The organism is Azospirillum sp. A29, from assembly GCF_042604625.1.
Taxonomy (GTDB): domain Bacteria; phylum Pseudomonadota; class Alphaproteobacteria; order Azospirillales; family Azospirillaceae; genus Azospirillum; species Azospirillum palustre.
This window is the reverse complement of the sequence record NZ_CP170466.1, coordinates 554,733-580,699: the sequence shown is the minus strand read 5'-3', so window position 1 is coordinate 580,699 and position 25,967 is coordinate 554,733. Positions and strand designations below refer to the sequence as shown.

At 67.3% G+C, this 25,967-nt stretch carries 29 protein-coding genes; 16 read left to right on the top strand and 13 right to left on the bottom strand.

The annotated features are described in order from the left end of the window. Positions 1-4: 4 nt before the first annotated feature. From ABNQ38_RS17605 to ABNQ38_RS17580, 6 genes are read left to right on the top strand one after another with little or no spacing between them, the layout of a single operon-like run. Complete coding sequence (locus tag ABNQ38_RS17605; RefSeq protein ID WP_109447365.1) at positions 5-745, top strand: isoprenyl transferase; 741 nt, start codon at positions 5-7, stop codon at positions 743-745. Continuing rightward, positions 687-1,580 carry a phosphatidate cytidylyltransferase gene (locus tag ABNQ38_RS17600; RefSeq protein WP_377809513.1) on the top strand — a complete coding sequence of 298 codons (894 nt, stop codon included), beginning with the start codon at positions 687-689 and terminating at the stop codon, positions 1,578-1,580. Before ABNQ38_RS17605 ends, ABNQ38_RS17600 begins: the two co-directional genes overlap by 59 nt. Continuing rightward, positions 1,571-2,767 carry a 1-deoxy-D-xylulose-5-phosphate reductoisomerase gene (locus ABNQ38_RS17595; protein ID WP_377809512.1) on the top strand — a complete coding sequence of 399 codons (1,197 nt, stop codon included), beginning with the start codon at positions 1,571-1,573 and terminating at the stop codon, positions 2,765-2,767. Before ABNQ38_RS17600 ends, ABNQ38_RS17595 begins: the two co-directional genes overlap by 10 nt. Before the next feature lie 36 nt (positions 2,768-2,803). Further along, positions 2,804-3,937 carry an RIP metalloprotease RseP gene (gene rseP / locus ABNQ38_RS17590; RefSeq protein ID WP_109049994.1) on the top strand — a complete coding sequence of 378 codons (1,134 nt, stop codon included), beginning with the start codon at positions 2,804-2,806 and terminating at the stop codon, positions 3,935-3,937. A 27-nt stretch (positions 3,938-3,964) separates the two neighbouring features. Further along, positions 3,965-6,304 carry an outer membrane protein assembly factor BamA gene (bamA, locus tag ABNQ38_RS17585; protein WP_377809511.1) on the top strand — a complete coding sequence of 780 codons (2,340 nt, stop codon included), beginning with the start codon at positions 3,965-3,967 and terminating at the stop codon, positions 6,302-6,304. 1 nt (position 6,305) lies between these two features. After that, positions 6,306-6,950, top strand: coding sequence for an OmpH family outer membrane protein (locus tag ABNQ38_RS17580; RefSeq protein WP_377809510.1), 645 nt, complete (start codon positions 6,306-6,308; stop codon positions 6,948-6,950). 66 nt (positions 6,951-7,016) lie between these two features. Here ABNQ38_RS17580 and ABNQ38_RS17575 read toward each other — a convergent pair whose 3' ends face one another. Continuing rightward, positions 7,017-7,247 carry a hypothetical protein gene (locus tag ABNQ38_RS17575; RefSeq protein WP_377810138.1) on the bottom strand — a complete coding sequence of 77 codons (231 nt, stop codon included), beginning with the start codon at positions 7,245-7,247 and terminating at the stop codon, positions 7,017-7,019. On the opposite strand from ABNQ38_RS17575, the gene fabZ reads away from it, so the two are divergent. From fabZ to gloA, 5 genes are read left to right on the top strand one after another with little or no spacing between them, the layout of a single operon-like run. Beyond that, the gene (gene fabZ, locus ABNQ38_RS17570) at positions 7,180-7,662 is read left to right on the top strand and encodes a 3-hydroxyacyl-ACP dehydratase FabZ (protein WP_377809509.1); all 483 of its coding nucleotides are present in this window, start codon (positions 7,180-7,182) and stop codon (positions 7,660-7,662) included. The two genes, ABNQ38_RS17575 and fabZ, sit on opposite strands and share 68 nt — an antisense overlap. Next, the gene (gene lpxA, locus ABNQ38_RS17565; RefSeq protein ID WP_109049991.1) at positions 7,659-8,453 is read left to right on the top strand and encodes an acyl-ACP--UDP-N-acetylglucosamine O-acyltransferase; all 795 of its coding nucleotides are present in this window, start codon (positions 7,659-7,661) and stop codon (positions 8,451-8,453) included. Before fabZ ends, lpxA begins: the two co-directional genes overlap by 4 nt. A 12-nt stretch (positions 8,454-8,465) precedes the next feature. Next, the gene (locus ABNQ38_RS17560) at positions 8,466-9,323 is read left to right on the top strand and encodes an LpxI family protein (protein ID WP_377809508.1); all 858 of its coding nucleotides are present in this window, start codon (positions 8,466-8,468) and stop codon (positions 9,321-9,323) included. An 11-nt stretch (positions 9,324-9,334) separates the two neighbouring features. Continuing rightward, positions 9,335-10,567 (top strand): lipid-A-disaccharide synthase, encoded by a 1,233-nt coding sequence (gene lpxB / locus ABNQ38_RS17555; RefSeq protein ID WP_377809507.1) that lies wholly within the window; start codon positions 9,335-9,337, stop codon positions 10,565-10,567. Further along, positions 10,564-10,959, top strand: coding sequence for a lactoylglutathione lyase (gloA, locus tag ABNQ38_RS17550; RefSeq protein ID WP_098739969.1), 396 nt, complete (start codon positions 10,564-10,566; stop codon positions 10,957-10,959). Before lpxB ends, gloA begins: the two co-directional genes overlap by 4 nt. Positions 10,960-10,971: 12 nt before the next feature. Here gloA and ftrA read toward each other — a convergent pair whose 3' ends face one another. Continuing rightward, a complete protein-coding gene (ftrA, locus tag ABNQ38_RS17545) occupies positions 10,972-12,006 on the bottom strand; it encodes a transcriptional regulator FtrA (protein WP_377809506.1) in 1,035 nt (344 codons plus the stop codon). Positions 12,007-12,106: 100 nt separating this feature from the next. On the opposite strand from ftrA, the gene ABNQ38_RS17540 reads away from it, so the two are divergent. After that, positions 12,107-12,505, top strand: a complete 399-nt coding sequence (locus ABNQ38_RS17540; protein ID WP_377809505.1) for a rhodanese-like domain-containing protein — start codon at positions 12,107-12,109, stop codon at positions 12,503-12,505. 9 nt (positions 12,506-12,514) lie between these two features. Here ABNQ38_RS17540 and ABNQ38_RS17535 read toward each other — a convergent pair whose 3' ends face one another. The 3 genes from ABNQ38_RS17535 to gltX all read right to left on the bottom strand — a co-directional run bounded on the left by ABNQ38_RS17535 (position 12,515) and on the right by gltX (position 15,531). Further along, positions 12,515-12,688: a hypothetical protein gene (locus tag ABNQ38_RS17535; protein WP_158285584.1), complete on the bottom strand. Its 174-nt coding sequence runs from the start codon at positions 12,686-12,688 to the stop codon at positions 12,515-12,517. Positions 12,689-12,710: 22 nt separating this feature from the next. Continuing rightward, positions 12,711-14,024, bottom strand: a complete 1,314-nt coding sequence (gene gltA, locus ABNQ38_RS17530) for a citrate synthase (RefSeq protein ID WP_376959136.1) — start codon at positions 14,022-14,024, stop codon at positions 12,711-12,713. 100 nt (positions 14,025-14,124) lie between these two features. Continuing rightward, positions 14,125-15,531 carry a glutamate--tRNA ligase gene (gene gltX, locus ABNQ38_RS17525; protein ID WP_377809504.1) on the bottom strand — a complete coding sequence of 469 codons (1,407 nt, stop codon included), beginning with the start codon at positions 15,529-15,531 and terminating at the stop codon, positions 14,125-14,127. Between the two features lie 156 nt (positions 15,532-15,687). Between gltX and ABNQ38_RS17520 the strand changes: the two genes are divergently transcribed. Continuing rightward, positions 15,688-17,841: a ComEC/Rec2 family competence protein gene (locus ABNQ38_RS17520; RefSeq protein ID WP_377809503.1), complete on the top strand. Its 2,154-nt coding sequence runs from the start codon at positions 15,688-15,690 to the stop codon at positions 17,839-17,841. 73 nt (positions 17,842-17,914) lie between these two features. Here the strand turns inward: ABNQ38_RS17520 and lexA are convergent, their stop codons facing one another. From lexA to ABNQ38_RS17480, 8 genes are all read right to left on the bottom strand, one after another. Further along, entirely contained in the window at positions 17,915-18,640 is a 726-nt protein-coding gene (lexA, locus tag ABNQ38_RS17515; RefSeq protein ID WP_200190355.1) for a transcriptional repressor LexA, read from the bottom strand. A 210-nt stretch (positions 18,641-18,850) separates the two neighbouring features. Further along, entirely contained in the window at positions 18,851-20,080 is a 1,230-nt protein-coding gene (gene glp, locus ABNQ38_RS17510) for a gephyrin-like molybdotransferase Glp (protein WP_377809502.1), read from the bottom strand. A 4-nt stretch (positions 20,081-20,084) separates the two neighbouring features. Next, positions 20,085-20,576, bottom strand: a complete 492-nt coding sequence (gene moaC / locus ABNQ38_RS17505) for a cyclic pyranopterin monophosphate synthase MoaC (protein WP_377809501.1) — start codon at positions 20,574-20,576, stop codon at positions 20,085-20,087. Next, positions 20,573-21,070, bottom strand: coding sequence for a GNAT family N-acetyltransferase (locus ABNQ38_RS17500; RefSeq protein WP_377809500.1), 498 nt, complete (start codon positions 21,068-21,070; stop codon positions 20,573-20,575). Before ABNQ38_RS17500 ends, moaC begins: the two co-directional genes overlap by 4 nt. 4 nt (positions 21,071-21,074) lie before the next feature. Further along, positions 21,075-21,878, bottom strand: a complete 804-nt coding sequence (gene trpC / locus ABNQ38_RS17495) for an indole-3-glycerol phosphate synthase TrpC (RefSeq protein WP_377809499.1) — start codon at positions 21,876-21,878, stop codon at positions 21,075-21,077. Continuing rightward, positions 21,878-22,912, bottom strand: coding sequence for an anthranilate phosphoribosyltransferase (gene trpD, locus ABNQ38_RS17490; RefSeq protein WP_377809498.1), 1,035 nt, complete (start codon positions 22,910-22,912; stop codon positions 21,878-21,880). Before trpD ends, trpC begins: the two co-directional genes overlap by 1 nt. Further along, positions 22,909-23,517 (bottom strand): anthranilate synthase component II, encoded by a 609-nt coding sequence (locus ABNQ38_RS17485; protein ID WP_377809497.1) that lies wholly within the window; start codon positions 23,515-23,517, stop codon positions 22,909-22,911. The genes trpD and ABNQ38_RS17485 overlap by 4 nt, the downstream gene beginning before the upstream one ends. Before the next feature lie 146 nt (positions 23,518-23,663). Next, positions 23,664-24,119, bottom strand: a complete 456-nt coding sequence (locus ABNQ38_RS17480; RefSeq protein ID WP_377809496.1) for an STY0301 family protein — start codon at positions 24,117-24,119, stop codon at positions 23,664-23,666. 125 nt (positions 24,120-24,244) lie between these two features. On the opposite strand from ABNQ38_RS17480, the gene ABNQ38_RS17475 reads away from it, so the two are divergent. From ABNQ38_RS17475 to ABNQ38_RS17465, 3 genes are all read left to right on the top strand, one after another. Further along, a complete protein-coding gene (locus ABNQ38_RS17475; RefSeq protein ID WP_377809495.1) occupies positions 24,245-25,393 on the top strand; it encodes a divergent polysaccharide deacetylase family protein in 1,149 nt (382 codons plus the stop codon). A gap of 25 nt (positions 25,394-25,418) precedes the next feature. Continuing rightward, the gene (locus tag ABNQ38_RS17470) at positions 25,419-25,637 is read left to right on the top strand and encodes a heavy-metal-associated domain-containing protein (RefSeq protein WP_377809494.1); all 219 of its coding nucleotides are present in this window, start codon (positions 25,419-25,421) and stop codon (positions 25,635-25,637) included. Between the two features lie 91 nt (positions 25,638-25,728). Beyond that, positions 25,729-25,959: a zinc ribbon domain-containing protein gene (locus tag ABNQ38_RS17465; RefSeq protein ID WP_377809493.1), complete on the top strand. Its 231-nt coding sequence runs from the start codon at positions 25,729-25,731 to the stop codon at positions 25,957-25,959. Positions 25,960-25,967: the final 8 nt, after the last annotated feature.

Sequence of the window (25,967 nt, the reverse complement as noted above, 5' to 3'; positions counted from 1 at the left end):
CGGAATGCGCGACGCGGACGACAACCGGTCCAACACGGCTCCTGGGCACGTTGCCATCATCATGGATGGCAATGGGCGTTGGGCCAAGGCGCGCGGCCTGCCGCGCACCGCCGGGCACAAGAAGGGCGTGGACGCCGTCCGCCGCACCGTGGAAGCGGCGCGCGAACTTGGCATCGGCACTCTGACGATCTTCAGCTTCTCCTCGGAGAACTGGCGCCGGCCGGAAGAGGAGATCAGCGACCTGATGGGCCTGCTGCGCTTCTATCTGCGCAGCGAGGTCGCCGAACTGCACCGCGGAGGTGTCCGCCTGCGGGTGATCGGCGACCGCACCCGCCTGTCCGAGGACATCAACCGGCTGATCGACAATGCCGAGGCTTTGACTCGCGACAACCGGACCATGACCCTTGTCGTGGCTCTCAGCTATGGCTCGCGCCTGGAGATCGTCCATGCCGCCCGCCGGCTGGCGGAGGAGGTGGCCGCCGGCCGCCTCTCGCCGGAGTCCATCGACGAGGACGCGCTGTCGGCCCGGCTCTACACGTCCGACATTCCCGACCCCGACCTGATCATCCGCACCAGCGGCGAGAAACGGATCAGCAATTTCCTGCTGTGGCAGGCGGCCTATGCCGAGCTGGTCTTCGTCGATACGCTCTGGCCCGATTTCACCAAGCGCGATCTGGAGGCGGCGATTGAAGAGTTCCACCGACGGGAACGCCGCTTCGGCGCCACCACCGCCGGGTCCCGCTGACAGCGCGGCGCCCGCCGCCGCGGCTCCGGCCAAGCCATCCAAGACGGGCGACCTCAAGGTTCGTGTCCTGTCGGCGCTGGTCATGGCGCCGGTCGTGCTGGGCGCCGTCTGGGCCGGCGGCTGGGTGTTCCATGCCCTGATCGCCTTCGGATCGGTGGTTGCCGTTTCCGAATGGACCAGCATCGTTCCCAGTGCCCGCCGGCTTCCTGCACGCCTGATGGCGACCATCGGAATCCTGGTGGCGCTGATGGTGCAGATCGTCGCCGGCCCGGCCGCCGGCTTGGGTGCGGCGACTGCCTTCGCGGTTTTGACCGCCATCGTCGGCGGCGGCTCCGACCGCGGCCTGCTCGGCTTCGGTGTGCTGTATGTCGCGGTCGGCATGGCCGGCCTGATGTGGCTGCGCGATCTGCCCGACAGCGGGCTCTCCCTGTTCCTCTTCGTCCTCTTTGCCATCTGGGCGACCGATATCGGCGCCTACGCCGCCGGGCGCAGCATCGGCGGTCCAAAGCTGGCACCGCGCATCAGCCCGAAGAAGACCTGGGCCGGCCTGATCGGCGGCATGACCGCGTCCGCCCTGTTCGGCTGGCTGGTGGCGCTTGCGTTCGGGGCGGCACGTCCCGACATCGCTCTGGCGGTCGGTGCCGCCACCGCCGTGGTCGGGCAGGCGGGCGACCTGTTCGAGTCGGCGGTCAAGCGGCGCTACAATGTGAAGGACAGCGGCCAGCTCATCCCCGGGCATGGCGGTATCCTCGACCGCATCGACGGGCTTCTGGCCGCTGCCCCGGTGCTGGCCTTGTTCCACGCGGCCGTTGGATCGGTTCTGTCATGGTGGTGAAAGCGGATGCGCCGCGTAGCGTGACGATTCTCGGGTCGACCGGGTCGGTCGGCACGCAGACCGTCGACCTCGTCTCCCGCGATCCGGAGCGCTTCCCGGTGGAGGCGCTGACCGCCAACCGCAACGTAACCCTTCTGGCGCAACAGGCGCGGCAGCTGAATGCCCGCATGGCCGTTGTCGCCGACCCCGCCGCCTATGCCGAGTTGAAGCAGCTTCTGTCCGGCACGGGAATCGAGGTGGCCGCCGGCTCCGAGGCGGTCGCCGCCGCAGCCGAACGGCCAGCTGATTGGGTGATGGCCGCCATCGTCGGCGCCGCCGGACTGGAACCGACACTCGCCGCCATCCGGCGCGGCGCCATCGTCGCCTTCGCCAACAAGGAGGTGCTGGTCTGTGCCGGTGCCCTGATGATGGAGGAGGTGAAGGCGCACGGCGCCACGCTTCTGCCGGTCGACAGCGAGCACTCGGCGATTTACCAGGTCTTCGATTTCGAGCGCACCGACAGCGTTTCCCGCCTGATCCTGACCGCGTCCGGCGGTCCCTTCCGCGACAAGGACCGCGCCTTCATGTCGGCGGCGACGCGGGAGCAGGCGGTGGCCCATCCCACCTGGGACATGGGCGCCAAGATCTCGGTCGACAGCGCCACGATGATGAACAAGGGGCTGGAGCTGATCGAGGCCCATTTCCTGTTCGGCATTCCGGAAGAGCGCATCGACGTGCTGGTCCACCCGCAGTCGGTCATCCATTCCCTGGTGGAATATGTCGACGGCTCGGTGCTGGCGCAACTCGGCACGCCCGACATGCGCACGCCCATCGCCTATGCTCTCGGCTGGCCCGCCCGCATCGCCACCCCGGCGGAGCGGCTGGACCTGGTCAAGGCGGCGACGCTGACCTTCGAGGCGCCGGATCCCGTGCGATTCCCGGCACTTCGGCTGGCCCGGGCTGCCTTGCAAAGCGGTGGGGGCGCTCCTACTATACTCAGTGCCGCCAACGAGGTGGCCGTCCAGGCGTTTCTCGACCGCCGGATCGGCTTCCTCGACATCGAACGGATCGTCGAGGAGACGTTGACGGCGTTGCCCCACCGCCCGCTGCGCGATCTCGCCGCCGTGCGGGAGGCCGACGCGGATGCGAGGCGGGATGCCGCCGGCCGTGTTGCGGCCATCGGTGCGACGGCGGTTGGCAGCCGATGATCCGCGTTCGAGGCGCTGGAAGGCGCAAGGGTTGAAATGGATGTTATCGGCGGTTTCTGGACCTCGGTGTTGGCCTTCCTTCTGGTCCTCACCGTGCTCGTCTTCGTGCACGAGCTTGGTCACTATCTGGTCGCGCGGCGCAATGGCGTGCGGATCGAGACCTTCTCCATCGGCTTCGGGCCGGAGATCTTCGGCTTTACCGACCGTGCCGGCACGCGCTGGAAGTTCAGCGCGCTGCCGCTCGGCGGCTACGTCAAGATGTTCGGCGACGCCGATCCGGCCAGCACGCCGGGGGCGCACCTGACCGCGATGTCGGCGGAGGAGCGTGCGGTCTCCTTCCACCACAAGCGGGTGGGGCAGCGCGCGGCCATCGTCGCCGCCGGCCCGATTGCCAATTTCGTCTTTTCCATCGTCGTGCTGGCCCTGCTGTTCATGACCGCCGGCCAGTCCTTCACCCCGCCGGACGTCGGCGGCATCCAGCCCGGAAGTGCCGCGGAGCGCGCCGGCATCCAACCGGGCGACCTGATCCTGTCGGTCGACGGAACCGGCGTTCAGCGATTCGAGGAAATCCGCCAGATCGTCTCGATCCGTCCGGGCCAGCCGCTGGCGGTCGAGTTGAAGCGCGACGGCCGGGTGATGACCCTGACCGCGACGCCGGATTCGCAGACCGTCACCGACCGACTCGGCAACGCCCATCAGATCGGTCTGCTCGGGATCAGCCGCGGCAGCGTCGGAATGATGCGCCACGATCCCCTGACCGCCGTCTGGCAGGCGGGACGAGAAGTCGCAGGCATGATCACCGGCACCTTCACCGCGCTGGGCCAGATGGTCCAGGGATCGCGCGGGACGGAGGAGCTGGGCGGACCGTTGCGCATCGCCCAGATGTCGGGCGAGGTGGCCCAGTCCGGCTGGTATCCGCTGGTTTGGTTCATGACCTTCCTGTCGGTCAATCTGGGGCTGATCAACCTGTTCCCGGTCCCGATGCTCGATGGCGGACACCTGCTTTTTTACGGGATTGAAAAGCTGCTCGGCCGGCCATTGGGAGCGCGAGCGCAAGAATACGGTTTCCGAATTGGATTGGCCTTGGTATTAACGCTCATGGTCTTCGCCACGTGGAACGACCTAGTTCAGTTGCGCGTGGTCGATTTCTTCCGGGGACTGGTTTCCTAAAGCCAGCCCCTTGCCAGGGAGCGTGATTTGCCGGTGTCGAGCAAAGTTCTGGTGGCGGGCCTGCTGGCCGGCTGCGCCATGACGACGGTGTCTGTCGCCCACGCCCAAACCGCATCCTCGCCCGGACGGGCGACGGGTGCCACGGGGTCCATGGTCGCCCAGGTGTTCAGTGGCGGTACGGTGCGCGACATCCGGGTCGAAGGCACCCAGCGAATCGAGCCCTCCACGGTCCGCTCCTATCTGACGATCCAGCCGGGCGACCCGTTCGATCCCGACCGGATCGATCAGTCGTTGAAGTCGCTGTTCAACACTGGCCTGTTCGCTGACGTCGTGCTGAAGCGCGAGGGCGATGCTCTGGTCGTGACGGTGGCCGAAAACCCGATCATCAACCGCATCGCGTTCGAAGGGAACCGGCGCATCGACAAGGAGACGCTGGATAAGGAAATCCAGCTGCGTCCCCGCGTCGTCTACACGCGCACCCGTGTCCAGTCCGACGTCCAGCGCATCCAGGACATCTATCGACGCCAGGGCCGCTTCGGCGCGACGGTCGAGCCGAAGATCATCCAACTCGACCAGAACCGCGTCGACCTGGTGTTCGAGATCAATGAGGGCGTGCGCACCGGTGTGCGTGGCATCACCTTCATCGGCAACGAACATTTTTCGGACGGCACCCTGCGTGAGAATGTCCAGACCAAGGAATCGGCCTGGTGGCGTTTCCTGACGTCTGACGATAACTACGATCCCGACCGGCTGAGCTACGACCGCGACCTGCTGCGCCGCTTCTACCTGAAGGAAGGCTATGCCGATTTCCGCGTGGTGTCTGCGGTTGCCGAGCTGACGCCGGACAAGTCGGACTTTTTCATCACTTTCACCATCGAGGAAGGTGAGCGGTACAAATTCGGCAAGGTCGACATCAACACCTCGCTGAAGCAGCTCGATCCGGCCGTGCTTCAGAACAGCGTGCTCACCACCGAGGGCGATTGGTACAACGCCCAGAAGGTGGAAGACACCATCACGAAGCTGACGAACGCCGTCGGCGATCTGCAATACGCCTTCGTCGATGTCCGGCCGCGGATCACGCGCAACCGCGAAACCCACACGATCGACATCACCTACGAGATCAACGAAGGGCCGCGCACCTTCGTCGACCGCATCGACATCTCGGGCAACGTCCGGACGCTCGACAAGGTGATCCGCCGCGAGATGCTGCTGTCCGAAGGCGATCCCTTCAACTCCTCGAAGTTGAAGCGCTCGGAACAGCGCATCAAGGATCTTGGCTTCTTCGAGCGCGTGAACATCACGACCGCCGAGAGCAGCGCGCCCGACCGCACCGTGGTCAATGTCGACGTGGCCGAGCAGTCCACCGGTGAAATCTCCATCGGTGCCGGCTTTTCGACCTCCGACGGTCCGCTGGGTGACTTCTCGATCCGCGAGCGCAACCTCCTCGGCCGCGGTCAAGATCTGCGTCTGGGTGCGACCCTGTCGGGCCGGCGCCAGCTGTACGATATCTCCTTCACGGAGCCGTACTTCATGGACCGCGACCTGTCGGCCGGCGTCGACGTGTTCCGGACCCGCTACAATTACCAGGACGAAAGCTCGTTCAACGAGAAGAACACTGGCTTCGCCCTGCGCCTCGGCTATCCGCTGACGGAGCGTCTGCGCCAGCGAGTCTACTACCAGCTGCAGGATACACTGATTGAGGAAGTGCCGACGACCGCGTCGAAGTACATCCAGGAGCAGCGCGGCGAACGGCTGACTTCGCTGATCGGCCAGGAACTGACCTACGACGTCCGCAACAGCAAGCTGACGCCGACGGAAGGCTATTTCATCCGCCTGACCAACGACATTGCCGGCCTCGGCGGCTCGGTGCGCTTCCTGCGGAACAAGCTGGCCGGTGGATATTATCTGCCGCTTGGCGATGAACAATGGGTGCTCAGCACGACCGGTGAGATCGGGTATATCCACGGTCTTGGCAAGAAGGTCGACCTGGGCGACCGCTTCTTCATCGGCGGCGATACCCTGCGCGGCTTCAACACCGCCGGTATCGGCCCCCGCGACGTTTCGACCGGCGACGCTCTGGGCGGCACGCGCTATGCCCGTGCCTCGGTGGAGATGAGCTTCCCGTTCGGCCTACCGGAGGAATTTGGTCTGCTCGGGCATGCCTTCACCGACGTCGGCACCCTCGGCAAGGTCGACATCAAAGATCCGAACGTGAAGGATGACGAGAGCATCCGCGTTTCCATCGGCACGGGTGTGTCGTGGAAGTCGCCGTTCGGCCCCATCCGGCTCGACGTCGCGCTGCCGATCCGCAAGGAAGGCTACGACAAGAAAGAGCTCGTCCGCTTCAGCTTCGGAACCAGGTTCTAATATGCAATCCACGCTGTTCAAGACGCGGCTTCGCGTCGCCCTTCTGTCGGCCGTCACGGCTGCCGGCCTCGTTCTTACCGTAGGTGCTGTTCAGGCCCAGTCGGCGCCCAAGGCCGATGCCCCCAAGGCGGAAGCGCCAAAGACCGACGTGCCGGCGCCGGGTGCGGAGCTGAAGGCTCCGGTCATCGCCGTGATCGACGTACAGAAGATCATGCAGGAGTCGAGCGCGTCGAAGGGCATCACCAAGTCCTTCGAAACGCTGCGTGACTCCTACCAGAAGGAAATTTCCGCGCTGGAGGACAAGCTCCGCAAGAACGAGGACGAACTGCGCAAGCAGCAGACCGTTCTGTCGCCGGAAGCGCTCGCCACCAAGCGCCGTGACTTCGAAAAGCAGGTCGCCGACGTCCAGAAGACGGTGCAGACCCGCAAGCGCGCCCTGGAGACCAGCCTGAACGAGGCGATGGCTGTCGTTCACAAGACGATGGTCGAGGTGGTCGCGGACATTTCCCGCGAGCGGGGTGCCAACCTCGTTCTGGCCCGCCAGCAGTTCGTTCTGGTCGACACCCAGCTCGATGTCACCGATGTGGTGATGGAGCGGGTGAACAAGAAGCTGCCGCAGGTTGCGCTGAACGTTCCGAAGCAGTGATGTAAATCTGACCGGGGCCGATGCCATCCCAGGCGGGACGGCGGCGGCCCCGTTCTGTTTCCGGTTTCAGTCCTCTTCCGGGTTCGGCGTTGCGGTCGCCGCGGAAATGGGGCAAGAAGGCGGTGCAAACAGGAAGGCGCCGGTGCTCCCCATCGGGGCGGCGGTGCCCGTTCCCTGAAACGGGGAATACTGAACCCTATCGGTTGGTGGAAAGGCGGGCGGCCGGGCAATGGACGTGACGGCGGACAACAGCGCACAAAGCAAAAAGATCGACGACATCGACGTCATGCGGATCATGAAGATGATTCCGCATCGTTACCCGATCCTGATGATCGACCGGGTGATCGACGTGACGCTGGGCGAAGGCGCCACCGGCGTCAAGAATGTCACGATCAACGAGCCCTTCTTCCAGGGGCACTTCCCGTCCCGCCCCGTGATGCCCGGTGTCCTGATCATCGAGGCGATGGCCCAGACATCGGCCGTTCTGGTGGTGGCCACGCTGGGTCCGGATGCCGAAGGCAAGCTGGTCTATTTCATGACCGTCGACGAGGCGCGTTTCCGCCGTCCCGTCACCCCTGGCGACACCATCCACATCCACGTCACCAAGCAGCGCCAGCGTGCCAACGTGTGGAAGTTCAAAGGCGAGGCCAAGGTCAACGGCGTCCTCGTCGCTGAAGCCGTCTATTCCGCCATGATTCTGGACGAAAAATGACCGTCACCATCCATCCGTCCGCCATCGTCGATCCCGCGGCCAAGCTGGGGGAAGGGGTCGACATCGGCCCCTTCTGCGTCGTCGGTCCCGACGTCACGCTGGGCGATGGCGTTCGGCTGGTGTCGCATGTGGCGGTCGATGGGCGCACCAGCATCGGCGCAGACACCGTCATCTACCCCTTTGCGTCCATCGGCCACCGTCCGCAGGATCTGAAGTTCCATGGCGAGCCGTCGGAGCTTGTCATCGGTGCCCGCAACCAGATTCGCGAGCATGTGACGATGAACCCCGGCACCGAGGGCGGCGGCATGCTCACCCGCGTCGGCGACGACGGGCTGTTCATGATGGGCTCGCATGTGGCCCATGACTGCGTCGTCGGCGACCATGTCATCATGGCCAACAACGCCACCCTGGGCGGCCACGTGACCCTGGGCGACTATGTCATCATCGGCGGGTTGTCGGCGGTGCGCCAGTTCGTGCGCATCGGCTCCCATGCCATGATCGGCGGCATGTCGGGCGTCGAGAACGACGTGATTCCCTTCGGTCTCGTGATGGGAGACCGGGCGCGGCTGGCAGGCCTGAACCTTGTGGGGCTGGAGCGTCGCGGCTTCAAGAAGGACGACATCCACGCCCTGCGCGCCGCCTATCGCATGCTGTTCGGTCCGGAAGGCACCTTCGCCGAACGGGTCGACGGGGTCGGCCGCGATTTCGGCGAGCGGGCGCTGATTTCGGACGTTCTGTCCTTTATCCGCGCCAAGGAAGCCCGGTCTCTCTGCCAGCCGCGCGAGAGCTGAGGCAACCGGCCGATGGCCGAAACCACGCAAAGTAACGGATCGCCGGCGGCAGGACCCAAGCTGGCGATCCTTGCCGGCGGCGGCACGCTGCCCGCACGCATCGCCGAGGCGGTGCGTGGGCAGGGTCGCGACGTCTTCATTGTTGCCTTCGACGGTCATACCGATCCGCAAACGGTTGCGGGGCTTCCGCATCTGTGGAGCCGTTTCGGCGCTGCCGGCACGATCCTGCGCCGCCTTCACGAGGAAGGCGTCGGGGAGGTCGTGCTCGCTGGGCCCGTCAGGCGGCCGTCCTTCACCGAGTTGATGCCGGATTGGCGCACCGCGCGCTTTCTCGCCCGCGTCGGGACACGCGCTTTGGGCGATGACGGCCTGCTGCGGGCCGTCGTGCACGAGGTCGAGGAAGACGGTTTCCGTGTGGTCGGTTTGCACGAGCTGCTGAGGGATCTGCTGACCGTCGCAGGGCCGGTGGGCCGGCTGATGCCCGATGCCGATGCGGAGCGGGACATTGCCCGCGGGGTCGAGGTTGCCCGTGCCCTGGGCGCGCTCGATGTCGGGCAGGGAGCGGTGGTCCAGCAAGGCATCGTCCTGGCGGTCGAGGCGATCGAAGGGACCGACGCGATGCTTGGCCGCTGCGCCGGATTGATCCGGCCGGGCCCTGGCGGCGTGTTGGTCAAGGTGAAGAAGCCCAAGCAGGACCGCCGCATCGACCTGCCCACCATGGGGGTCACCACCGTGGAGCGGGCTGCGGCCTCGGGGCTGCGTGGCATTGCGGTCGAAGCCGGCGGCAGCCTGTTGGTCGACCGTGCCGCGGTTGCCGAAGCGGCAGACCGTCTCGGCCTGTTCGTCCTCGGCATCGAGATCCCGCAATGACTGCCGGTCATATGGTTGTCGCCGATGTGGCTGACGATGCACCGACGCTGTTCCTGATTGCAGGCGAGCCTTCCGGCGATGCGCTTGGCGCGCGGCTGATGGCGGCGGCGAAGCGGCTGACCGGCGGCAAGGTTCGCTTCGTCGGTATCGGCGGTGAGCGGATGACGGCGGAGGGGCTGGTCAGCCTCTTCCCGATGGCGGAACTGACGCTGTTCGGTATTTTCGAACTGCTGCCGCATCTGCCGAACCTGATCCGCCGCATCGACCAGACGGTGGCTGAAATCCTGCGCATGCGTCCCGACGCGGTGGTCGGCATCGATTCGCCCGGATTCACGGTGCGCGTTGCGAAAAAACTGCGTGCGGCCGATCCGGCAATTCCGCTGGTCCATTATGTGGCTCCGACGGTCTGGGCATGGAAGCCCAAGCGTGCGGCGAAGTATGCGGCCATCTACGATCACCTTCTTGCGGTGCTTCCGTTCGAGCCACCCTATTTCGAGAAGGAGGGGCTGGCTTGCACCTTCGTCGGCCATTCGGTTGTCGAGGGTCGGGCGGGCAGGGGAGATGGGCCGGGATTCCGCCAACGCCATGGGATTGCCGCGACCGACCGTGTCGTGGCCGTGCTTCCAGGCAGTCGCAAGGGCGAAGTATCGCGTCTCCTGCCGGATTTCCGCGCGACGCTGGACCTGCTGCGTCCGTCCCATCCCAATCTGGTGGCGGTGGTGCCGACTGTGGCGACAGTGCGTGACCGTGTCGCTGCCGCGATTGCCGACTGGCCGGTCCGAACCCTTCTGGTCGAGGGGGACACCGAGAAATACGACGCCTTCGCCGCAGCGGAGGTGGCACTCGCCGCCTCGGGTACCGTGGCGTTGGAGTTGGCGCTTGCCCGGCTGCCGACGGTCATTGCCTATCGCCTCAATCCGGTGACGGTCGCGCTCTATCGGCGGCTGATCCGGGTCAAGTATGTGAACCTCGTCAACCTGATGCTCGACCGCATGCTGGTCCCGGAACTGCTGCAACAGGACTGCCGACCCGATAAACTGGCAGCCGAATTGGGGCGCCTGCTGGACGATCCGGAGGCGCGTCAGGTGCAGATCGACGGCGTCGCCGAGGTTGCCCGCTGGCTGGGCCAGGGAGATATCCCGCCGAGCGAACGGGCCGCGCGCGCCATTCTGGACGTCGTCGCAGAGCGCCGCTCAATCGGGCCCCAAGAGGGCAAACCCCGAACGGGAGAACAGAGACCATGAGCGAATTCCGTCTGTTGCATACGATGCTGCGCGTGCTGGACCTGGAGAAGTCGCTGGACTTCTACACCCGGCTGCTCGGCATGAAGCTGTTGCGCCGAAATGACTTTGAGGGCGGCCGTTTCACCCTCGCCTTCGTCGGCTATGGCGAAGAGTCCGACACCGCCGTTCTGGAACTGACCCACAACTGGGATCAGAAGGAGCCGTACGAGATCGGCACCGCCTATGGCCACATCGCGCTGGGCGTGCCGGACATCTACGGCACCTGTGAGAAGCTGGCGGCCGAAGGCGTGAAGATCCCGCGTCCGCCCGGCCCGATGAAGCACGGCACCACGGTGATCGCCTTCATCGAGGATCCGGACGGCTATAAGGTCGAGCTGATCGAGCGGAAGTGACCGCTCGGGACTTTACCGTTTTCGGGAAAGGGCGTGGTCGGTGACGGCCGCGCCCTTTTTTGATGCGGCGGGATCATCGATAGGAAGCCGGCGGAAGCGCGTCCGATAACTCGCCGGACTGAGCCCCAGCCTTTGCCGGAAATGGTGGCGCAGGGTGGCGGCGGAACCGAAGCCGGTCAAGGTTGCCACCTCCTCCACCGGCAGGCTGCTGCATTCCAGCACCTCGCGGGCCCGGGCCAGACGTTCGGTCAGCAGCCAGTCGCCGGGGGTGGTGCCGGTCATCGCCTGAAAACGGCGCAGGAAGGTCCGCAGGCTCATGCCCGCCCGTGACGCCATGCTGGACAGGCTGTGATCCTCCGCCAGCGTCTCCCGCAAATGGTCGAGCAGGGGGGCCAGACGCGCACCCTCGCGGGCTATCGGCACCGGCGTTTCGATGAACTGCGCCTGACCGCCTTCGCGGTGGGGCTGAACAACCAGACGGCGGGCGACGCTGTTCGCCGCCTCCGGGCCGAAATCGCGACGGACAAGATGCAGGCAGAGGTCGATGCCGGCCGCGCTGCCGGCGGAGGTCAGGATGTTTCCTTCATCCACATACAGCACATCGGGCACCACCCGGATGTCGGGATAGAGGTCCGCAAGCGTTGCGGCATATCGCCAATGCGTTGTCGCCCGGCGGCCGTTCAGCAGACCGGATGCGGCGAGAACGAAGGCTCCGGAGCAGATCGACAGGATGCGGGCGCCCCTGGCGTCGGCCCGTCGAAGGGCGGCAGTCAATGCAGTGGGAACCGGCTCCATTGCGCCGCGCCATCCGGGAATGACGATGATGTCGGCTTGGTCGAGCAGGTCGAGACCGCCATCGGCCTCGACGCGGATGCCCCCCATCGCCCGCAACGGGCCGTCGTCGAGGGCTGCGACGGCGAAGCGATACCAATCCGGTCCCAACTCTGGACGGGGCAGGCCGAACACCTCGACGGCGACACCGAACTCGAAGGTGCAGAGACCGTCATAGGCGAGCGCGACCGCCAGGGGGGGAAGGGTATTTGGCATGAACTGCACGATAGCTGGCAATCACGCCACTTTCCAGCCGAAGCCGCCACAGGGATGATTGGGTCCTCATCATTCATCCGGCGATTGCGAAGAGGACAACATGGCCAGTCACGTCAGCGAAATTCCCGCCGCTCCTTCCGAACAGGCGGAGGCGCACTTTGCCAAGCGCCTGACGCTGGAGACCGATTGCTGGGATGTTCACGACTCATCGAAGTCCGGTGCGCCGGATTTTGTTCTGCTCGATGTCCGTGGTCCGGCAGCTTATGCGCGTGGCCATGTACCGGGCGCCTTGAACCTGCCGCATGGCAAGATCACGGAGCGGCGGATGGCCGAGTGGCCGGAGGGAACGCTGTTCGTGGTCTATTGCGCCGGCCCCCATTGCAACGGGGCGGATCGCGCGGCTCTGCGTCTGGCGCGGATCGGGCGGCCGGTCAAACTGATGATCGGCGGCGTGACTGGCTGGATCGACGAAGGCTTCGCGTTGGAAAGCGAGGGCTGAAGGACTGCCTCAGACGAAGACAATCCCGGCGATCAGCGCCAGGATCAGCAGATAGACGACCAACCGGCGGACGCGCCAGCCAAGCGGCGCCCGGTTGTCGTTGGCCGGCGGGCGCAGACGCACCCGCCGGGCCGGAACGATGTACGCAGTCGGGTCCTGGGCGGCTCCGTTGGAGCCGCCCATTCCGATATGGGCTGTGGGCCGGTTAGCCACGCTCGGCCAGCGGCACGAACGGCCGCTTGACGTCGCCGGTGTAGAGCTGACGCGGACGGCCGATCTTCTGCACCGGGTCCTCGATCATTTCCTTCCACTGGCTGATCCAGCCGACGGTGCGGGCCAGCGCGAACAGCACGGTAAACATGCTGGTCGGGAAGCCCATCGCCTTCAGGATGATGCCCGAATAGAAATCGACGTTCGGATAGAGCTTTTTCTCGATGAAGTACTCGTCCGACAGGGCGATCTTCTCCAGCTCCATCGCGATGTCCAGCAGCGGCTCGTCCTTGATGCCGAGCTCGCCGAGAACCTCGTGGCAGGTCTGGCGCATGACCTGGGCGCGCGGGTCGTAGTTCTTGTAGACCCGGTGGCCGAAACCCATCAGGCGGAAGTTGTCGTTCTTGTCCTTGGCGCGGCGGACGAACTCGGGGATGCGATCCACCGAACCGATCTCTTCCAGCATCTTCAGAACGGCTTCGTTCGCACCGCCATGGGCCGGACCCCACAGCGAGGCGATGCCGGCGGCGATGCAGGCGAACGGGTTGGCGCCCGACGAACCGGCCAGACGGACGGTGGAGGTCGAGGCGTTCTGCTCGTGGTCGGCGTGCAGGATGAAGATCTTGTCCATCGCCTTGGACAGGATCGGGTTGACCTTGAACGGCTCGCAGGGCGTGCCGAAGGTCATGTAGAGGAAGTTCTCCGCGTAGGACAGGTCGTTGCGCGGATACATGAAGGGCTGGCCGGTCGAGTACTTGTAGGCCATTGCCGCGATCGTCGGCATCTTGGCGATCAGGCGATGCGCGGCGATCTTGCGCGCGGTCGGATCGTTGATGTCCAGCGAGTCGTGGTAGAAGGCCGACAGGGCACCGACGACGCCGCACATGATCGCCATCGGGTGGGCGTCACGGCGGAAGCCGCTGTAGAACTTGGTCAGCTGCTCGTGCACCATCGAGTGGCGGCGCAGGATGTTCTCGAACTCCGTGCGCTCGGCCGCGGTCGGCAGGTGGTTGTTGAGCAGGAGGAAGCAGACTTCCGGGAAGGTCGAATGCTCGGCCAGCTCATCGATGGCGTAGCCGCGGTGCAGCAGCACACCCTCGTCGCCGTCGATGTAGGTGATGCCCGATTCGCAGCTGCCCGTGGAGGTGAAGCCCGGATCGTAGGTGAAATAGCCGGTCTCGGCGTAGAGCTTGCGGATGTCGATCACGCTCGGCCCGACGCTGCCGTGCATGATCGGCATCGTGACCTGCTTGCCCGTCTTATTGTCGATGAGGGTAACGGTGTCCTTGCCGTCCTCAGTCTGGGTCATCTCGGCACGTCCTTATCGTTGAGGGTCGGGCTTGGTGCCCTTTTTTCGTCGGCGCAGCATAGTTCCATGGCTGCCCGATGGCAACGCACGGAAATGACCATTATGCTGCACCCGCTGCATCGCGGATGCGAGAAAGCGTCGCTTCCCGACCCAGCAATTCGGCGACCTCGAAGATCGGCGGCGACACCGTCGAACCGGTCAGCGCGGCGCGCAGTGGCTGCGCCACTTTGCCCAGCTTTTCACCCCGTGCCTCGGCGAAGGCGCGGACCTGGGATTCGAGCGCGGCGGCGGTGAACTCCGGCTCGGCGGCGACGGCGACCGCCAGTTCCTTCAACAGAGTGCGGCCCTTTTCATCCAGCAGAGCGGTTGCTTTTTCGTCATAGCTGAGCGGCTGCGGCGCAACATAGAAGCGTGCGCTCTGGGCCAGATCGACAACGGTGCGGGCGCGCTGCTTCAACCCGCTCATCGCCCGCGTCAGAAGGTCGCGTTCCGCCTCGGACAGGCTGCGGCCGAGATCGGCTTCCAACCGCGGAGCGATCAGGCCGAGCAGGCGGGAATCGTCGGCCAGACGCATGTAATGGGCGTTCAGATTCTCGAGCTTGGCGAAGTCGAAACGCGACGCCGACCGGCCGATGCTTTCCAGGTTGAACCACTCGATCGCCTGCTCGGTCGAGATGATCTCGTCATCGCCATGCGACCAGCCGAGCCGCAGCAGATAGTTGCGGACCGCCTCCGGCAGATAGCCCATGTCGCGGTAGGCATCGACGCCCAGCGCGCCATGGCGCTTGGACAGCTTGGCGCCGTCCGGCCCGTGGATGAGCGGGATATGGCCGAAGCGCGGCAGGTCCCAGCCCATCGAGTTGAAGATCTGGATCTGGCGGAAGGTATTGGTCAGATGGTCGTCGCCGCGGATGACGTGGGTGACGCCCATGTCGTGGTCGTCCACCACCACCGCCAGCAGATAGGTCGGCGTGCCGTCGGCGCGCAGCAGGATCAGGTCGTCGAGCTGGGCGTTCTGCACCGTTACCTCGCCCTGGACGAGGTCGTTCAGGATGGTCTGGCCTTCCTGCGGCGCCTTCAGCCGGATCACCGGTGCCACGCCAGCGGGGGCATCGGACTCGGGACGGTCACGCCAGCGGCCATCGTAGCGCATTGGCTGGCCGGCGGCCTTCTGGGCGGCGCGCATCTCCTCCAGCTCTTCCGGGCTGCAATAGCAGCGATAGGCCTTGCCGGCGGCCAGCATCTGGTGCGCGACCTCGGCATGGCGGTCCTTGCGCTCGAACTGGCTGACGACGTCGCCGTCCCAATCCAGACCCAGCCACTTCAGCCCGTCGATGATGGCGTCCACCGCCGCGTCGGTGGACCGTTGCCGGTCGGTGTCTTCGATCCGCAGCAGGAACTGACCGCCGGTGTTGCGGGCGTACAGCCAGTTGAACAGGGCGGTGCGTCCACCGCCGATGTGCAGAAAGCCGGTCGGCGACGGAGCGAAGCGGGTGACGACGGTCATCGGTCTCTCAATTTCCGGTTCGGCGCTGGTATGATGCGCCGGTGGTTCGACACCGTGGTTTAACACAGCCACCCGGCTTGGAGGCAATGCGATGCGCGCATGGACGGTCATTGAGGGGCTCGCAGATGGCATCGCTGCGCCGGGAATCCGTTACCGGTGACGGCCGCCGGCTGGCCGGAGGAGGAAACCGACGGTCCCGCGGCGCTCGGCGGACGCTGGCGGCGACTGCTGGCGCGCATGGGCGGGCGACTCGTGGCGCTCGCGGAGGCGGAGGGCGCGCGCTGGGTGCTGTGGCTGCCCGTCGCCTTCGGGGCGGGTGTGTCGGTCTATTTCGGGCTGCGGCAGGAGCCCGACTGGTGGATCGGCGCGTCGGCGGTCGGCGGTTGCGCGGTGCTGGTGCTGGCGCTGCGGCGATGGTTCGCCATGGCCGGCGTGGCGACGGCGCTCTTGATGCTGGCGGCGGGATTCCTGGTGGCGCAGGCGCACACCATCCGCATGGCGGCACCGGTGCTGAGCCGCAGCATCGCCGGTGCGACCGTCACCGGCCGCGTGATGGCGGTGGAGCGGCGGCCGGGCGCGACGAGGATCACCCTGCGGGACGTGACCGTCAGCAAGCTGGCGCCGGAACGGACGCCGGCCGCCGTGCGCATCCGCCTGTCGGACCGCTTCCCGGCACCGGCGCCCGGATCGGTGGTGCGGCTACGGGCGACGCTGTTGCCGCCGCAGGCGCCTGCCGAACCCGGCGCCTTCGACTTCCAGCGGCGGGCGTGGTTCATGGGGCTGGGCGGCACGGGCTTCGCCACCGGTGCGCCGGAACTGGTCGAGGCGCCGCCGGTGACGGGGTGGAGCACGGTCGCCATCGCCTTCGAGAAGGCGCGCGGCGCGATTGCCGAGCGGGTGGCGGCTGCCATCGGCGATCCGGTGGAGGCGAGCGTCACCACGGCGCTGCTGAACGGCGAGGAGTTCGGCATCCCGGAAGCGACGATGGACGACTTCCGCAACAGCGGGCTGGCGCATCTGCTGTCGATCTCCGGACTGCATGTCGGCGTCGCCGCCGGCATCCTGTTCTATGTCGTGCGGGCGTTGCTGGCGGCGGTGCCCTACATCGCGCTGCGGTGGCCGATCAAGAAGATCGCGGCGCTGTTCGGCATCCTGTCGGCACTCGCCTACACGCTGCTGGTCGGGGCGCCGCTGCCGACGGTGCGGTCGGTGCTGATGACCGGCATGGTGATGGGGGCGATCATGCTGGACCGCCACCCGTTGAGCATGCGGCTGGTCGCCTTCGCCGGGCTGGTCACCATGGCGATGGACCCGGAGGGGATGCTGGGGCCGAGCTTCCAGATGTCCTTCGCCGCGGTGGTGGCGCTGATCGCGGCATTCGAGCGTGGCAGCGTCAGGCTGGCGGAATGGCGGCGCGATGCGGGATGGATCGTGCGCGGATTGTTCTATGTCGGCGGGATTTTGCTGACCAGCGTGGTGGCGACGCTGGCGACCTTGCCCTTCTCGCTCTTCCATTTCCAGCAGATCGCCTTCTATGGCGTGCTGTCGAACCTGATCGCCATTCCCATCACGTCCTTCTGGGTCATGCCGTGGAGCCTGATCGCCTACGCGCTGCTGCCCTTCGGACTGGAAGCACCGGCGCTGATCGCCATGAACTGGGGCGACCGGGCGGTGATCTGGACGGCGGAGTTCTTCGGCCGTCTCCCCTGGGCTTCGCTGACCGTGCCGGCGATGCCGGCGGAAGGGTTCGCGCTGCTGGTGATGGGAGGGATCTGGCTGTGCCTGTGGACGCGGTGGTGGCGTTGGTTGGGAATGCTGCCGGTCCTGGCGGGACTGGCCTCGCCCATGCTGGCGGTGCGGCCGGATGTGCTGGTGGCCGGCGACGGGCCAGTGATGGCGGTCAGGCTGCCGGACGGACGGCTCAGCGCGTCGGTCAAGGGCGGCGGGCGGATGACCGAAACCTGGCGGGAGCGCGATGGCGAGCGGTCGGTGGCCGATCCCTGGCCGGCGGACGGAGGATGGAACGGGGGAGGGCGGTCACTGGACTGCGACGCGCTTGGCTGCCTGTACCGGGTGCAGGGAAAGACGGTGGCCTTGCCGCGGCTGCCGGATGCGCTGGATGAGGACTGCGGGGCAGCCGATGCGGTGGTGACGGCGGAGGTGGCGCGACGCTGCCGGGCGGATTTGGTGGTGGACCGCTGGGTGCTGCGGCATGAGGGCGCGCATGCGCTGAGGGTGACCGCGGAGGGAATAACGGTGGAGACGGTGCGCGGGCTGCGGGGAGATCGGCCCTGGACCGGAGGAAAGTGAGAGCAGCTTGGACTTCGCCGATCCCTTCCCCCGCGGATACGGAGGAGGGGATCGGCGGCTGGGCACAAAAAGCTCAGTACTTCCGGACCAGACCGACCAGCTTGCCCTGCACGCGGACGCGGTCGGCGCCGAAGATGCGGGTCTCATAGGCGGCGTTGGCGGGCTCCAGGGCGATGGTGTTGCCCTTGCGGCGCAGGCGTTTCAGCGTCACTTCGCCCTCGTCCACCAGAGCGACGACGATGGTGCCGTTCTCAGCCGCATCGCAGCGCTGGATGACGATGGTGTCGTGGTCGAGGATGCCGGCTTCGATCATCGAGTCGCCGGAAACCTCCAGAGCGTAATGGTCGCCACCGGTCAGCATGGAGGCGGGGACGTCGACGAAGGCGCTGTTGTCGCGCAGGGCCTCGATGGGCGTACCGGCGGCGATCCGGCCATAGAGCGGGAGCTGCACCGTCTCGTTCGCGGCGGCCGGGGTCGGGGCGGGGGGAGCGGTATCGCGGCCGGCGAAGGCGAAATCGCCCTTGATGACGTTGGGCTGGAACTTCGGCTTGGGAGCCGCGGTCCGGTTGCGGGAGGCGTCAAGACCCTCGGGAAGGCGGAGAACCTCCAGCGCACGGGCCCGGTGGGGCAGGCGGCGGATGAACCCGCGCTCCTCCAACCCGGTGATCAGGCGATGGATACCCGACTTGGACTTCAGGCCCAGGGCGTCCTTCATCTCGTCGAACGACGGCGAGACACCGCCCTGGCCAAGCCGTTCGTGGATGAACAGCAGCAATTCGTGCTGCTTGCGCGTGAGCATGGATGCCTCCCGGCTTGGGCCAGACTGAAGATGGAACAAAAACTAAACGTTGCTCCATGTTCTAGTTTGGTTCCTGCTGCGCGTCAAGCCCCCCATCGGCTTCTTTTAGAACTTGTGTGGAACATTTGGAACGCGGTGAAACAGTTTTCCGGGTGATGTTCACCTGTTCCAGTCCTCACCCAAGCGCCATGTCCGGCGCTCTGTTCAAGTCTAGACGCTGAGCACTCCATCCGTCAAAGGGAGCACGGTCACCATCGCGCCGGCCGGTTCCGGGTCGGCATGGGGCGGGCGGGGGATCAGGCAATCGGACTGGGCGTACAGGGTGGTGATGGCACTGTCCTGGCGGGCGAAGGGCGTGACGGTCAGGACACCGTCCGGGCCGGCGGCGAGGGTGGCGCGCAGATATTCCTCGCGCCGGTCGTTGGCCCTCAGCGCGCCGGTCAGGCGGGCGCGCAGCGGCAGGCGGTCATCCTCCGGCGGCAGGCCCTGCAGCACGCGCAGGATCGGGCGGAGGAACAGGAGCGCGGTGACGCCGGTGGACACCGGGTTGCCGGGCAGGCCGAGCAGCGGCACCGACCCGGCACGGCCGAACATCAGCGCCTTGCCCGGACGCATCGCCACCGTCTGCACCTCCAGCGCCACGCCGCGTTCGGCCAGCACATCGCGGACGAAATCGTAATCGCCATGCGCCGCCCCGCCGGTGGTGACCAGCAGGTCGCAGCCGGCCGCCCCCTTCGCCAGTGCCGCCACACTTTCCGGCGTGTCCCTGGCGACGCCCAGATTGTGGGCGAGCCCGCCCTGGGCGGTCACCAGGGCGCAGAGGCCAAGCGCATTGGTGCTGACGATCTGGCTCGGCCCCAGCGGGTCGCCGGGCAGGGCGATCTCGTCGCCGGTGGCGAGGACGGCGATGCGCGGCCGGCGGTGGACCGACAACCACGGCACGTTTCCGCCGGCGGACAGCGCGATGTCGCGCGCGGTCAGGCGCCGGCCCGTCGGCAGAAGCTCCTGACCGGCCGTGAAGTCGAAGCCGGCTTCGCGGACGAAGCGGCCGGCGGCCACGGCGCGGCCGATCCGCACGGTGGCGTGGTCGGCGCAGCAATCCTCCTGCATCACCACGGCGTCGGCACCGTCGGGCAGGGGCGCGCCGGTGAAGATGCGCACCGCTTCGCCCGTACCAACGCTGCCGGTGAAGGCGTGGCCGGCGGCGGATTCGCCGATGCGGCGCAGCGGGACGGGGGCCTCGGCGGTCGCGGCGGCGATGTCGGCGGCACGCACGGCCCAGCCATCCATGGCGGCGGCGTTGAAGGGTGGCTGGGTCAGTCGGGCGACCACCGGTTCGGCCAGCACACGGCCGAGAGCATCGGGCAGGGCGACCGTCTCCGCCGGGAGGGCGGCGAAGGCCGACAGGATGCGGGCGCGCGCCTCGGCGACGGGGATCATGGCGTCAGGCTCCGGTGGAGGAGGACGCGCCCCACTCGCCGCTCTTGCCGCCGGCCTTGTGAAGCAGACGCACGTCGGTGACGGTCATCCCGCGGTCCACCGCCTTGCACATGTCGTAGACGGTCAACGCTGCGACGGTGACGGCGGTCAACGCCTCCATCTCCACGCCGGTCTGGCCCTTCAGCTTGCAGGTCGCCGTCACGTCCACCGCGTTGCGGGCGGGATCGCAGGACAGGTCGACCTTGACCGAGGTCAGCATCAGCGGGTGGCACAGCGGGATCAGGTCGGGCGTGCGCTTGGCTCCCATGATGCCGGCCAGCCGGGCGACCGACAGCACGTCGCCCTTCTTCACCCCGCCCTGCATGATGAGCGCCAGAGTTTCCGGCTGCATCAGCACGGTCGCCGCGGCGGTGGCGGTGCGTTCGGTGTCGGCCTTGTCGGAGACGTCGACCATCACCGCCTTGCCCTCGGCGTCGAAATGGGTGAAGCCGGTCATCGCACGGTCTCCGTCAAAAGCTTTTCCATGAAGACGCTGACGCCATTGTCTTGGTAGCAGGCATAGGGGCCGCGGTCGGTGAATCCGGCCTTGCGGTAGAGCGCCAGCGCCTTGGGCTGATGGATGCCCGATTCGAGCAGCAGGGCGCTCAGGCCCTCTGCCCGTGCCTGCTCCTCTAGCCGGGCGAGCAGACGCTCGCCGATGCGCTGTCCGCGGGCGGCGGGATCCACATACATCCGCTTGATCTCGCCGTAACCGGCCGGATCGACGCGGAGCGCCGCGCAGCCGACCGGAACGCCGTCCTTGCGGGCGACGAGGAAGCACAGGTCCGGTCCCTCCAGTTCGCCGATGTCGAGCAGGTGGCAGGTGTCCGCCGGATAGAGATCCAGCAGATAGCGGTCGAGCGCCGCCACCAGTGCGATCACGGCATCCTGGCGCGGGCTCTCCGCAGCGATCAGGACGTCGGCTCTCATGTCGGCCACCACCTCGGTCATCGCATCACACCGGAGCCAGCAGGGCGCGGGTGGCGGCGGTGACGTCGTCCTGCCGCATCAGCGATTCGCCTACCAGGAAGCAGCGCGCCCCGACCTTCGCCATCCGGGCCAGGTCGGCGGGGCTGTAGAGCCCGCTCTCCGCCACCAGGATGCGGTCGGCCGGAACGTTGGCGGCCAGCTCTTCCGTCGTCGCAATATCGACCGCCAAGGTCTTGAGATTGCGGTTGTTGACGCCCAGAAGCGGCGTTCTCAGCAGCAGCGCGCGGTCCAGTTCGGCGCGATCATGCACCTCGACCAGCACATCCAGGCCCTGGACGACGGCGGCGTCCTCGATCTCCGCCGCCTGGGCATCGGACAGCGACGCCATGATGATCAGGATGCAGTCGGCTCCCAGCGCGCGGGCTTCGACGATCTGATAAGGATCGACCATGAAGTCCTTGCGCAGGACCGGCAAATCCACCGCGGCACGGGCGGCCACCAGATACTCGTCCTTGCCCTGGAAATAGGGCTCGTCGGTCAGCACCGACAGGCAGGTCGCCCCGCCCTCGCGGTAGGCACGGGCCAGGGCCGGCGGGTCGAAATCGGGACGGATCAGGCCCTTGGACGGGCTCGCCTTCTTGATCTCGGCGATCAGGCCATAGCGGCCGGCCTCGACCGCGGCGCTCAGCGCCCGGATGAAGCCGCGCGGCGGGTTGCTCTCGTTGGCGGCCCTGGCGGCGGCCTCCACCTCCGACATAGGGCGGGCGGCCTTGCGGGAGGCCACCAGGGCGCGCTTGTCGTCGTTGATGCGGGTCAGAACGTCGCTCATCAGGCCACTGCCTCGTTGGTGATGGCGACCAGCCGGCGCAGGCGGTCGCGGGCGCCGCCGCTGTCGATGGCGTCGGCGGCCATGGCGACACCGTCCTTCAGCGTCGCGGCCTTGCCGGACACCAGCAGGGCGGCGGCGGCGTTCAGAAGCACGATGTCGCGGTAGGGGCTGCGCACCCCGTCGAACAGGGCGTGGATCGCCTCGGCATTGACCTGGGCGTCGCCGCCCTTCAACTCCTCGATCCGGGCGCGGGCCAAGCCGGCATCCTCCGGCGTCACCTCGAACACCGTCACCTCGCCGTCCTTCAACTGGGCGACGGTGGTGGGGCCGGTGGTGGTGATCTCGTCCAGCCCGTCGGAGCCGTGGACGACCCAGGCGGCCTCGGAGCCCAGCCGTTTCAGCACCTGGGCCAGCGGTTCCACCCATTGCTTGGAGAAGACGCCCAGCACCTGCCGCCTGGCGGTCGCCGGGTTGGCGAGCGGGCCCAGCAGATTGAAGACGGTGCGGGTGCCAAGCTCGACGCGGGTCGGGCCGACGTTGCGCATGGCGAGGTGGTGGCGCGGCGCCATCAGGAAGGCGATGCCGGCGTCCCACAGCGCCTTGCGGACCAGCGCGAAGTCGCAGTCGAGGTTGACGCCCAGCGAGCCGAGCACGTCGGCGGCACCGGACTTCGACGAGATGGCGCGGTTGCCGTGCTTGGCGACCGGCACGCCGCAGGACGACACCACCAGCGCCGCGGCGGTGGAGATGTTGTAGGTGCCGGCGCCGTCGCCGCCGGTGCCGCAGGTGTCGATGGTGCCGGGAGGTGCTTCGACCGGGATCGCCTTGGCGCGCATGACGCGGGCGGCGCCGGTGATCTCGTCCACCGTCTCGCCGCGGACACGTAGCGCCATCAGGAAGCCGCCCATCTGCGACGGGGTGGCGTTGCCGGACATGATGATGTCGAAGGCGAAGCCGGCCTCGGCCTCGGTCAGGGCGGCGCCGGTGGCGACCTTGCCCAGGATCGCCTTCATGTCGGACAGATCGCCGCTCATGCCGCGGTCTCCAGCGGCGCGCTTTCCGGGCGGGGGCGGGTCAGATCCAGGAAGTTCTGCAGGATCCTGTGGCCGTGCTCGCTCTCGATGCTCTCGGGGTGGAATTGCACGCCGTGGATCGGCAACTCGCGGTGGGCCAGCGCCATGATCAGGCCGTCGGCGGTCTCGCCGGTCACCTCCAGGCAGGCCGGCAGCGTGTCGCGCTCGACGATCAGCGAGTGGTAGCGGGTGGCGCGGAACGGGCTGGGCAGGCCGGCGAGCACGCCGCGGCCCTCGTGCCGGATGTTGTCGACCTTGCCGTGCATGGGGACCGGCGCGCGGATCACCCGGCCGCCGAAGGCCTGCCCGATGGACTGATGGCCGAGGCAGACGCCCAACAGCGGCAGGCGCGCCTTGGCGGCGGCGTCGATCAGGGGCAGGCAGATGCCGGCGCGGTCGGGATCGCAGGGGCCGGGCGACAGGACGATGCCGTCGGGGCGGAGCGCCATCGCCTCGTCAACCGTCAGGGCGTCGTTGCGGCGGACCTGCACGTCGGCGCCAAGCTCGCCCAGGTAATGGACGAGGTTGTAGGTAAAGCTGTCGTAATTATCGATGAGCAGCAGCATGCGCCTTCCGCCTTCCACCTTTGCCCGGCCACCTTCGCCCGGGTCGTCCGGGCCGTTCCGGCCCTGTTCCAACGATGGACACCCTAGCGGCTGAAAGGGCGGATTTCCAGCCTCCGCGCAGAACTTCGCCCTGGGGCCTCGCGTCCTCACCGGCAGTCGAGCTGCGGCGGCGTCTTCGGCTCGTCCAGAACGTCGCCGCGGATGTCGGTTTCCAGCGTCAGCGTGCAGCGGCGGGTCTGGCGCGGCAGGTCGGCGGCCAGCGTCGCCTCGGTGCCGCGATACCGGCAGAGCACGAAGAGCTTGCCCCTCTGAGCGGCGTCGAACTCCCAGAGCTGGACCAGGCGGCGCGCGTGCCTGGTCTCGCTGTCGGGCGCAAGCGTGGTGCGCGAGCTGCTGGCCATCTGCTGGCTGCGGTCGCCTTCGATCAGGGTGATGCCGATGAAGCTGTGGCTGTCGCGGCCCGGATAGGGCGCCCAGCCGCCCGGCGCTTCCGGCTGGGCGGTCACGCTGACGGTCGGCGGGCATTGCGGGCCGCCGGCGGCCAGTGCCGGCGAGGCGACGGCGGCCAGCAGCAGCGGGACGGTGACAAGGAACGGGCGCATCGGGCGGTCTCCGGGGACTGGTCGGGCCGTTGGAATGACGGCGCCGTTGCGGCCACCGTCTGTGTCGTTTGAGCAATTGCGGTCGCTGCGGCAGGGTGCCACTGTGCGCCGCCCCCGGTCGCAGGATGGACATCGTAACCATGGCCCGCAAGGCGCCTTCGAAAGCCCGCAAGGTTCCGCTTCCCCCCTTTCTGTCGAATCCCTTCGTCCTGGCTCTGGCGGCGGTCGCTGCGGTGTTCGCGGTGGCGATAGGCGTGGCGACGCTGACCGGTGGCCGGTCCGGCGGCGAGCAAGCCCGGCAGGCCCCTGTTCAGCAGAGTCCGGCCCAGCAGGCCCCGCCCCAGCAGGCAGCCGTGCCGCCGTCGCCCCCCTCGCTGCCGGCGGTGAAGACGGAAGCCCCGGCGCCTGCCCAGCATGCGGCGGACGGCCCGGAGCATGCGGTGCCGGAAAAGCCGGCCCAGGCGGAAACACGCCCGCCCGCCACCACCGTGGCGATGCTGCCGCCGCCGGTTCCCCCGACCCAGCCGCCGGTGCAGGCACCCTCGGGCAATGCGGCATTGTGGCGCAGGAATGCGCTGCCGGCCGAGGTTCCGCAGGGCAGGCCGATCATCGCCATCGTCATCGACGACATGGGGCTTGACCGCAAGCGCTCGTCCCGGATGGCCGGACTGCACGGTCCGCTGACGCTGTCGTGGCTGCCCTATGCCCGCGACCTGTCGGTCCAGTCGAAGGCGGCCCGCGCCAATGGGCATGAGCTGATGCTGCACATGCCGATGGAGCCCAGCGTGAAGGCCGATCCCGGTCCGAACGCGCTGCTGGTTTCGCTGGACAAGGGCGAAATCGTGAAGCGGTTCCGCGCGGCGCTGGACAGCTTCGATGGCTATGTCGGGGTGAACAACCATATGGGCAGCCGATTCACCGCCGACCGCGCGGCACTGGCGCCGGTGCTGACGGAGCTGCACCGGCGCGGACTGCTGTGGCTGGACAGCCGGACGACGCCCAACAGCGCCGGAATTGGGCTGGCGCAGGAGCTGAAGATGCCCTGGGTCGGGCGCGACGTGTTCCTCGACAATGTGGAAACGGTGGCGGCGGTGAAGGCCCAGCTGACCAAGACCGAACAGGTGGCGAAGCGCCAGGGCTACGCCGTCGCCATCGGCCACCCGCACGATGCGACAATCGAGGCTCTGGCGTCCTGGTTGCCGGATGTGCAAAAGCGTGGCTTCGTTCTTGTCCCGGTCAGCGCGGTGGTGCGGACGCACCATGCCGGCGGCTGACCCGATCCAAAGGAAGCCCGTGGCGATGCCAGTAACGATGACCGATGCGTACAAGGTGGATGGGATGACCTGCAGCGGCTGCGCCCGCTCCGTTTCGAACGCGATCACCAAGGCGGCCCCCAATGCCGCGGTGACCGTCGATCTTGCAACCGGCACCGTCGTGGTCGCCGGCGGCATCCCGGCCGAACTGGTGCGGCAGGCGGTCGAAGCGGCCGGATTCGATTTCGGCGGAGCGGCGGCCTGACTGCTCCGCTGTTGCGGCGCAACAAAACCGTTTTCTTGTTGTGGGTATTGCGGCATGCTCGGACCGGTGCGATCCGTTCCGCGAGGGTGTGATGCCGCTCTATTCCTACCGTTGCCAGTCCTGCGGCCAGGGGTTCGAGACCCTGGTCCGCTCCGGTGAGACGCCTGCCTGCCCGTCCTGCGGCGGTGCCGACCTGACCCGCCAGCTGTCGAACGTGGGGCCGGAGGGCAAGTCCGGCGCCATCCTTCGGTCCGCCCGCCGGCAGGCCTCAAGAGAGGGGCACTTCAGCAACTATTCACGGTCGGAACGGCCGAAGGTCTAGGGCCGGGC

Excerpts from the sequence above, each read along its gene's own strand:
- ABNQ38_RS17605 (WP_109447365.1), top strand. The coding sequence starts at position 5 with ATGCGCGACGCGGACGACAACCGGTCCAACACGGCTCCTGGGCACGTT.
- ABNQ38_RS17595 (WP_377809512.1), top strand. The coding sequence starts at position 1,571 with ATGGTGGTGAAAGCGGATGCGCCGCGTAGCGTGACGATTCTCGGGTCG.
- rseP (WP_109049994.1), top strand. The coding sequence starts at position 2,804 with ATGGATGTTATCGGCGGTTTCTGGACCTCGGTGTTGGCCTTCCTTCTG.
- ABNQ38_RS17580 (WP_377809510.1), top strand. The coding sequence starts at position 6,306 with ATGCAATCCACGCTGTTCAAGACGCGGCTTCGCGTCGCCCTTCTGTCG.
- fabZ (WP_377809509.1), top strand. The coding sequence starts at position 7,180 with ATGGACGTGACGGCGGACAACAGCGCACAAAGCAAAAAGATCGACGAC.
- ABNQ38_RS17575 (WP_377810138.1), bottom strand. The coding sequence starts at position 7,247 with ATGATCCGCATGACGTCGATGTCGTCGATCTTTTTGCTTTGTGCGCTG.
- lpxA (WP_109049991.1), top strand. The coding sequence starts at position 7,659 with ATGACCGTCACCATCCATCCGTCCGCCATCGTCGATCCCGCGGCCAAG.
- ABNQ38_RS17560 (WP_377809508.1), top strand. The coding sequence starts at position 8,466 with ATGGCCGAAACCACGCAAAGTAACGGATCGCCGGCGGCAGGACCCAAG.
- lpxB (WP_377809507.1), top strand. The coding sequence starts at position 9,335 with ATGGTTGTCGCCGATGTGGCTGACGATGCACCGACGCTGTTCCTGATT.
- gloA (WP_098739969.1), top strand. The coding sequence starts at position 10,564 with ATGAGCGAATTCCGTCTGTTGCATACGATGCTGCGCGTGCTGGACCTG.
- ftrA (WP_377809506.1), bottom strand. The coding sequence starts at position 12,006 with ATGCCAAATACCCTTCCCCCCCTGGCGGTCGCGCTCGCCTATGACGGT.
- ABNQ38_RS17540 (WP_377809505.1), top strand. The coding sequence starts at position 12,107 with ATGGCCAGTCACGTCAGCGAAATTCCCGCCGCTCCTTCCGAACAGGCG.
- ABNQ38_RS17535 (WP_158285584.1), bottom strand. The coding sequence starts at position 12,688 with ATGGGCGGCTCCAACGGAGCCGCCCAGGACCCGACTGCGTACATCGTT.
- gltA (WP_376959136.1), bottom strand. The coding sequence starts at position 14,024 with ATGACCCAGACTGAGGACGGCAAGGACACCGTTACCCTCATCGACAAT.
- gltX (WP_377809504.1), bottom strand. The coding sequence starts at position 15,531 with ATGACCGTCGTCACCCGCTTCGCTCCGTCGCCGACCGGCTTTCTGCAC.
- lexA (WP_200190355.1), bottom strand. The coding sequence starts at position 18,640 with ATGCTCACGCGCAAGCAGCACGAATTGCTGCTGTTCATCCACGAACGG.
- glp (WP_377809502.1), bottom strand. The coding sequence starts at position 20,080 with ATGATCCCCGTCGCCGAGGCGCGCGCCCGCATCCTGTCGGCCTTCGCC.
- moaC (WP_377809501.1), bottom strand. The coding sequence starts at position 20,576 with ATGACCGGCTTCACCCATTTCGACGCCGAGGGCAAGGCGGTGATGGTC.
- ABNQ38_RS17500 (WP_377809500.1), bottom strand. The coding sequence starts at position 21,070 with ATGACCGAGGTGGTGGCCGACATGAGAGCCGACGTCCTGATCGCTGCG.
- trpC (WP_377809499.1), bottom strand. The coding sequence starts at position 21,878 with ATGAGCGACGTTCTGACCCGCATCAACGACGACAAGCGCGCCCTGGTG.
- trpD (WP_377809498.1), bottom strand. The coding sequence starts at position 22,912 with ATGAGCGGCGATCTGTCCGACATGAAGGCGATCCTGGGCAAGGTCGCC.
- ABNQ38_RS17485 (WP_377809497.1), bottom strand. The coding sequence starts at position 23,517 with ATGCTGCTGCTCATCGATAATTACGACAGCTTTACCTACAACCTCGTC.
- ABNQ38_RS17480 (WP_377809496.1), bottom strand. The coding sequence starts at position 24,119 with ATGCGCCCGTTCCTTGTCACCGTCCCGCTGCTGCTGGCCGCCGTCGCC.
- ABNQ38_RS17475 (WP_377809495.1), top strand. The coding sequence starts at position 24,245 with ATGGACATCGTAACCATGGCCCGCAAGGCGCCTTCGAAAGCCCGCAAG.
- ABNQ38_RS17470 (WP_377809494.1), top strand. The coding sequence starts at position 25,419 with ATGCCAGTAACGATGACCGATGCGTACAAGGTGGATGGGATGACCTGC.
- ABNQ38_RS17465 (WP_377809493.1), top strand. The coding sequence starts at position 25,729 with ATGCCGCTCTATTCCTACCGTTGCCAGTCCTGCGGCCAGGGGTTCGAG.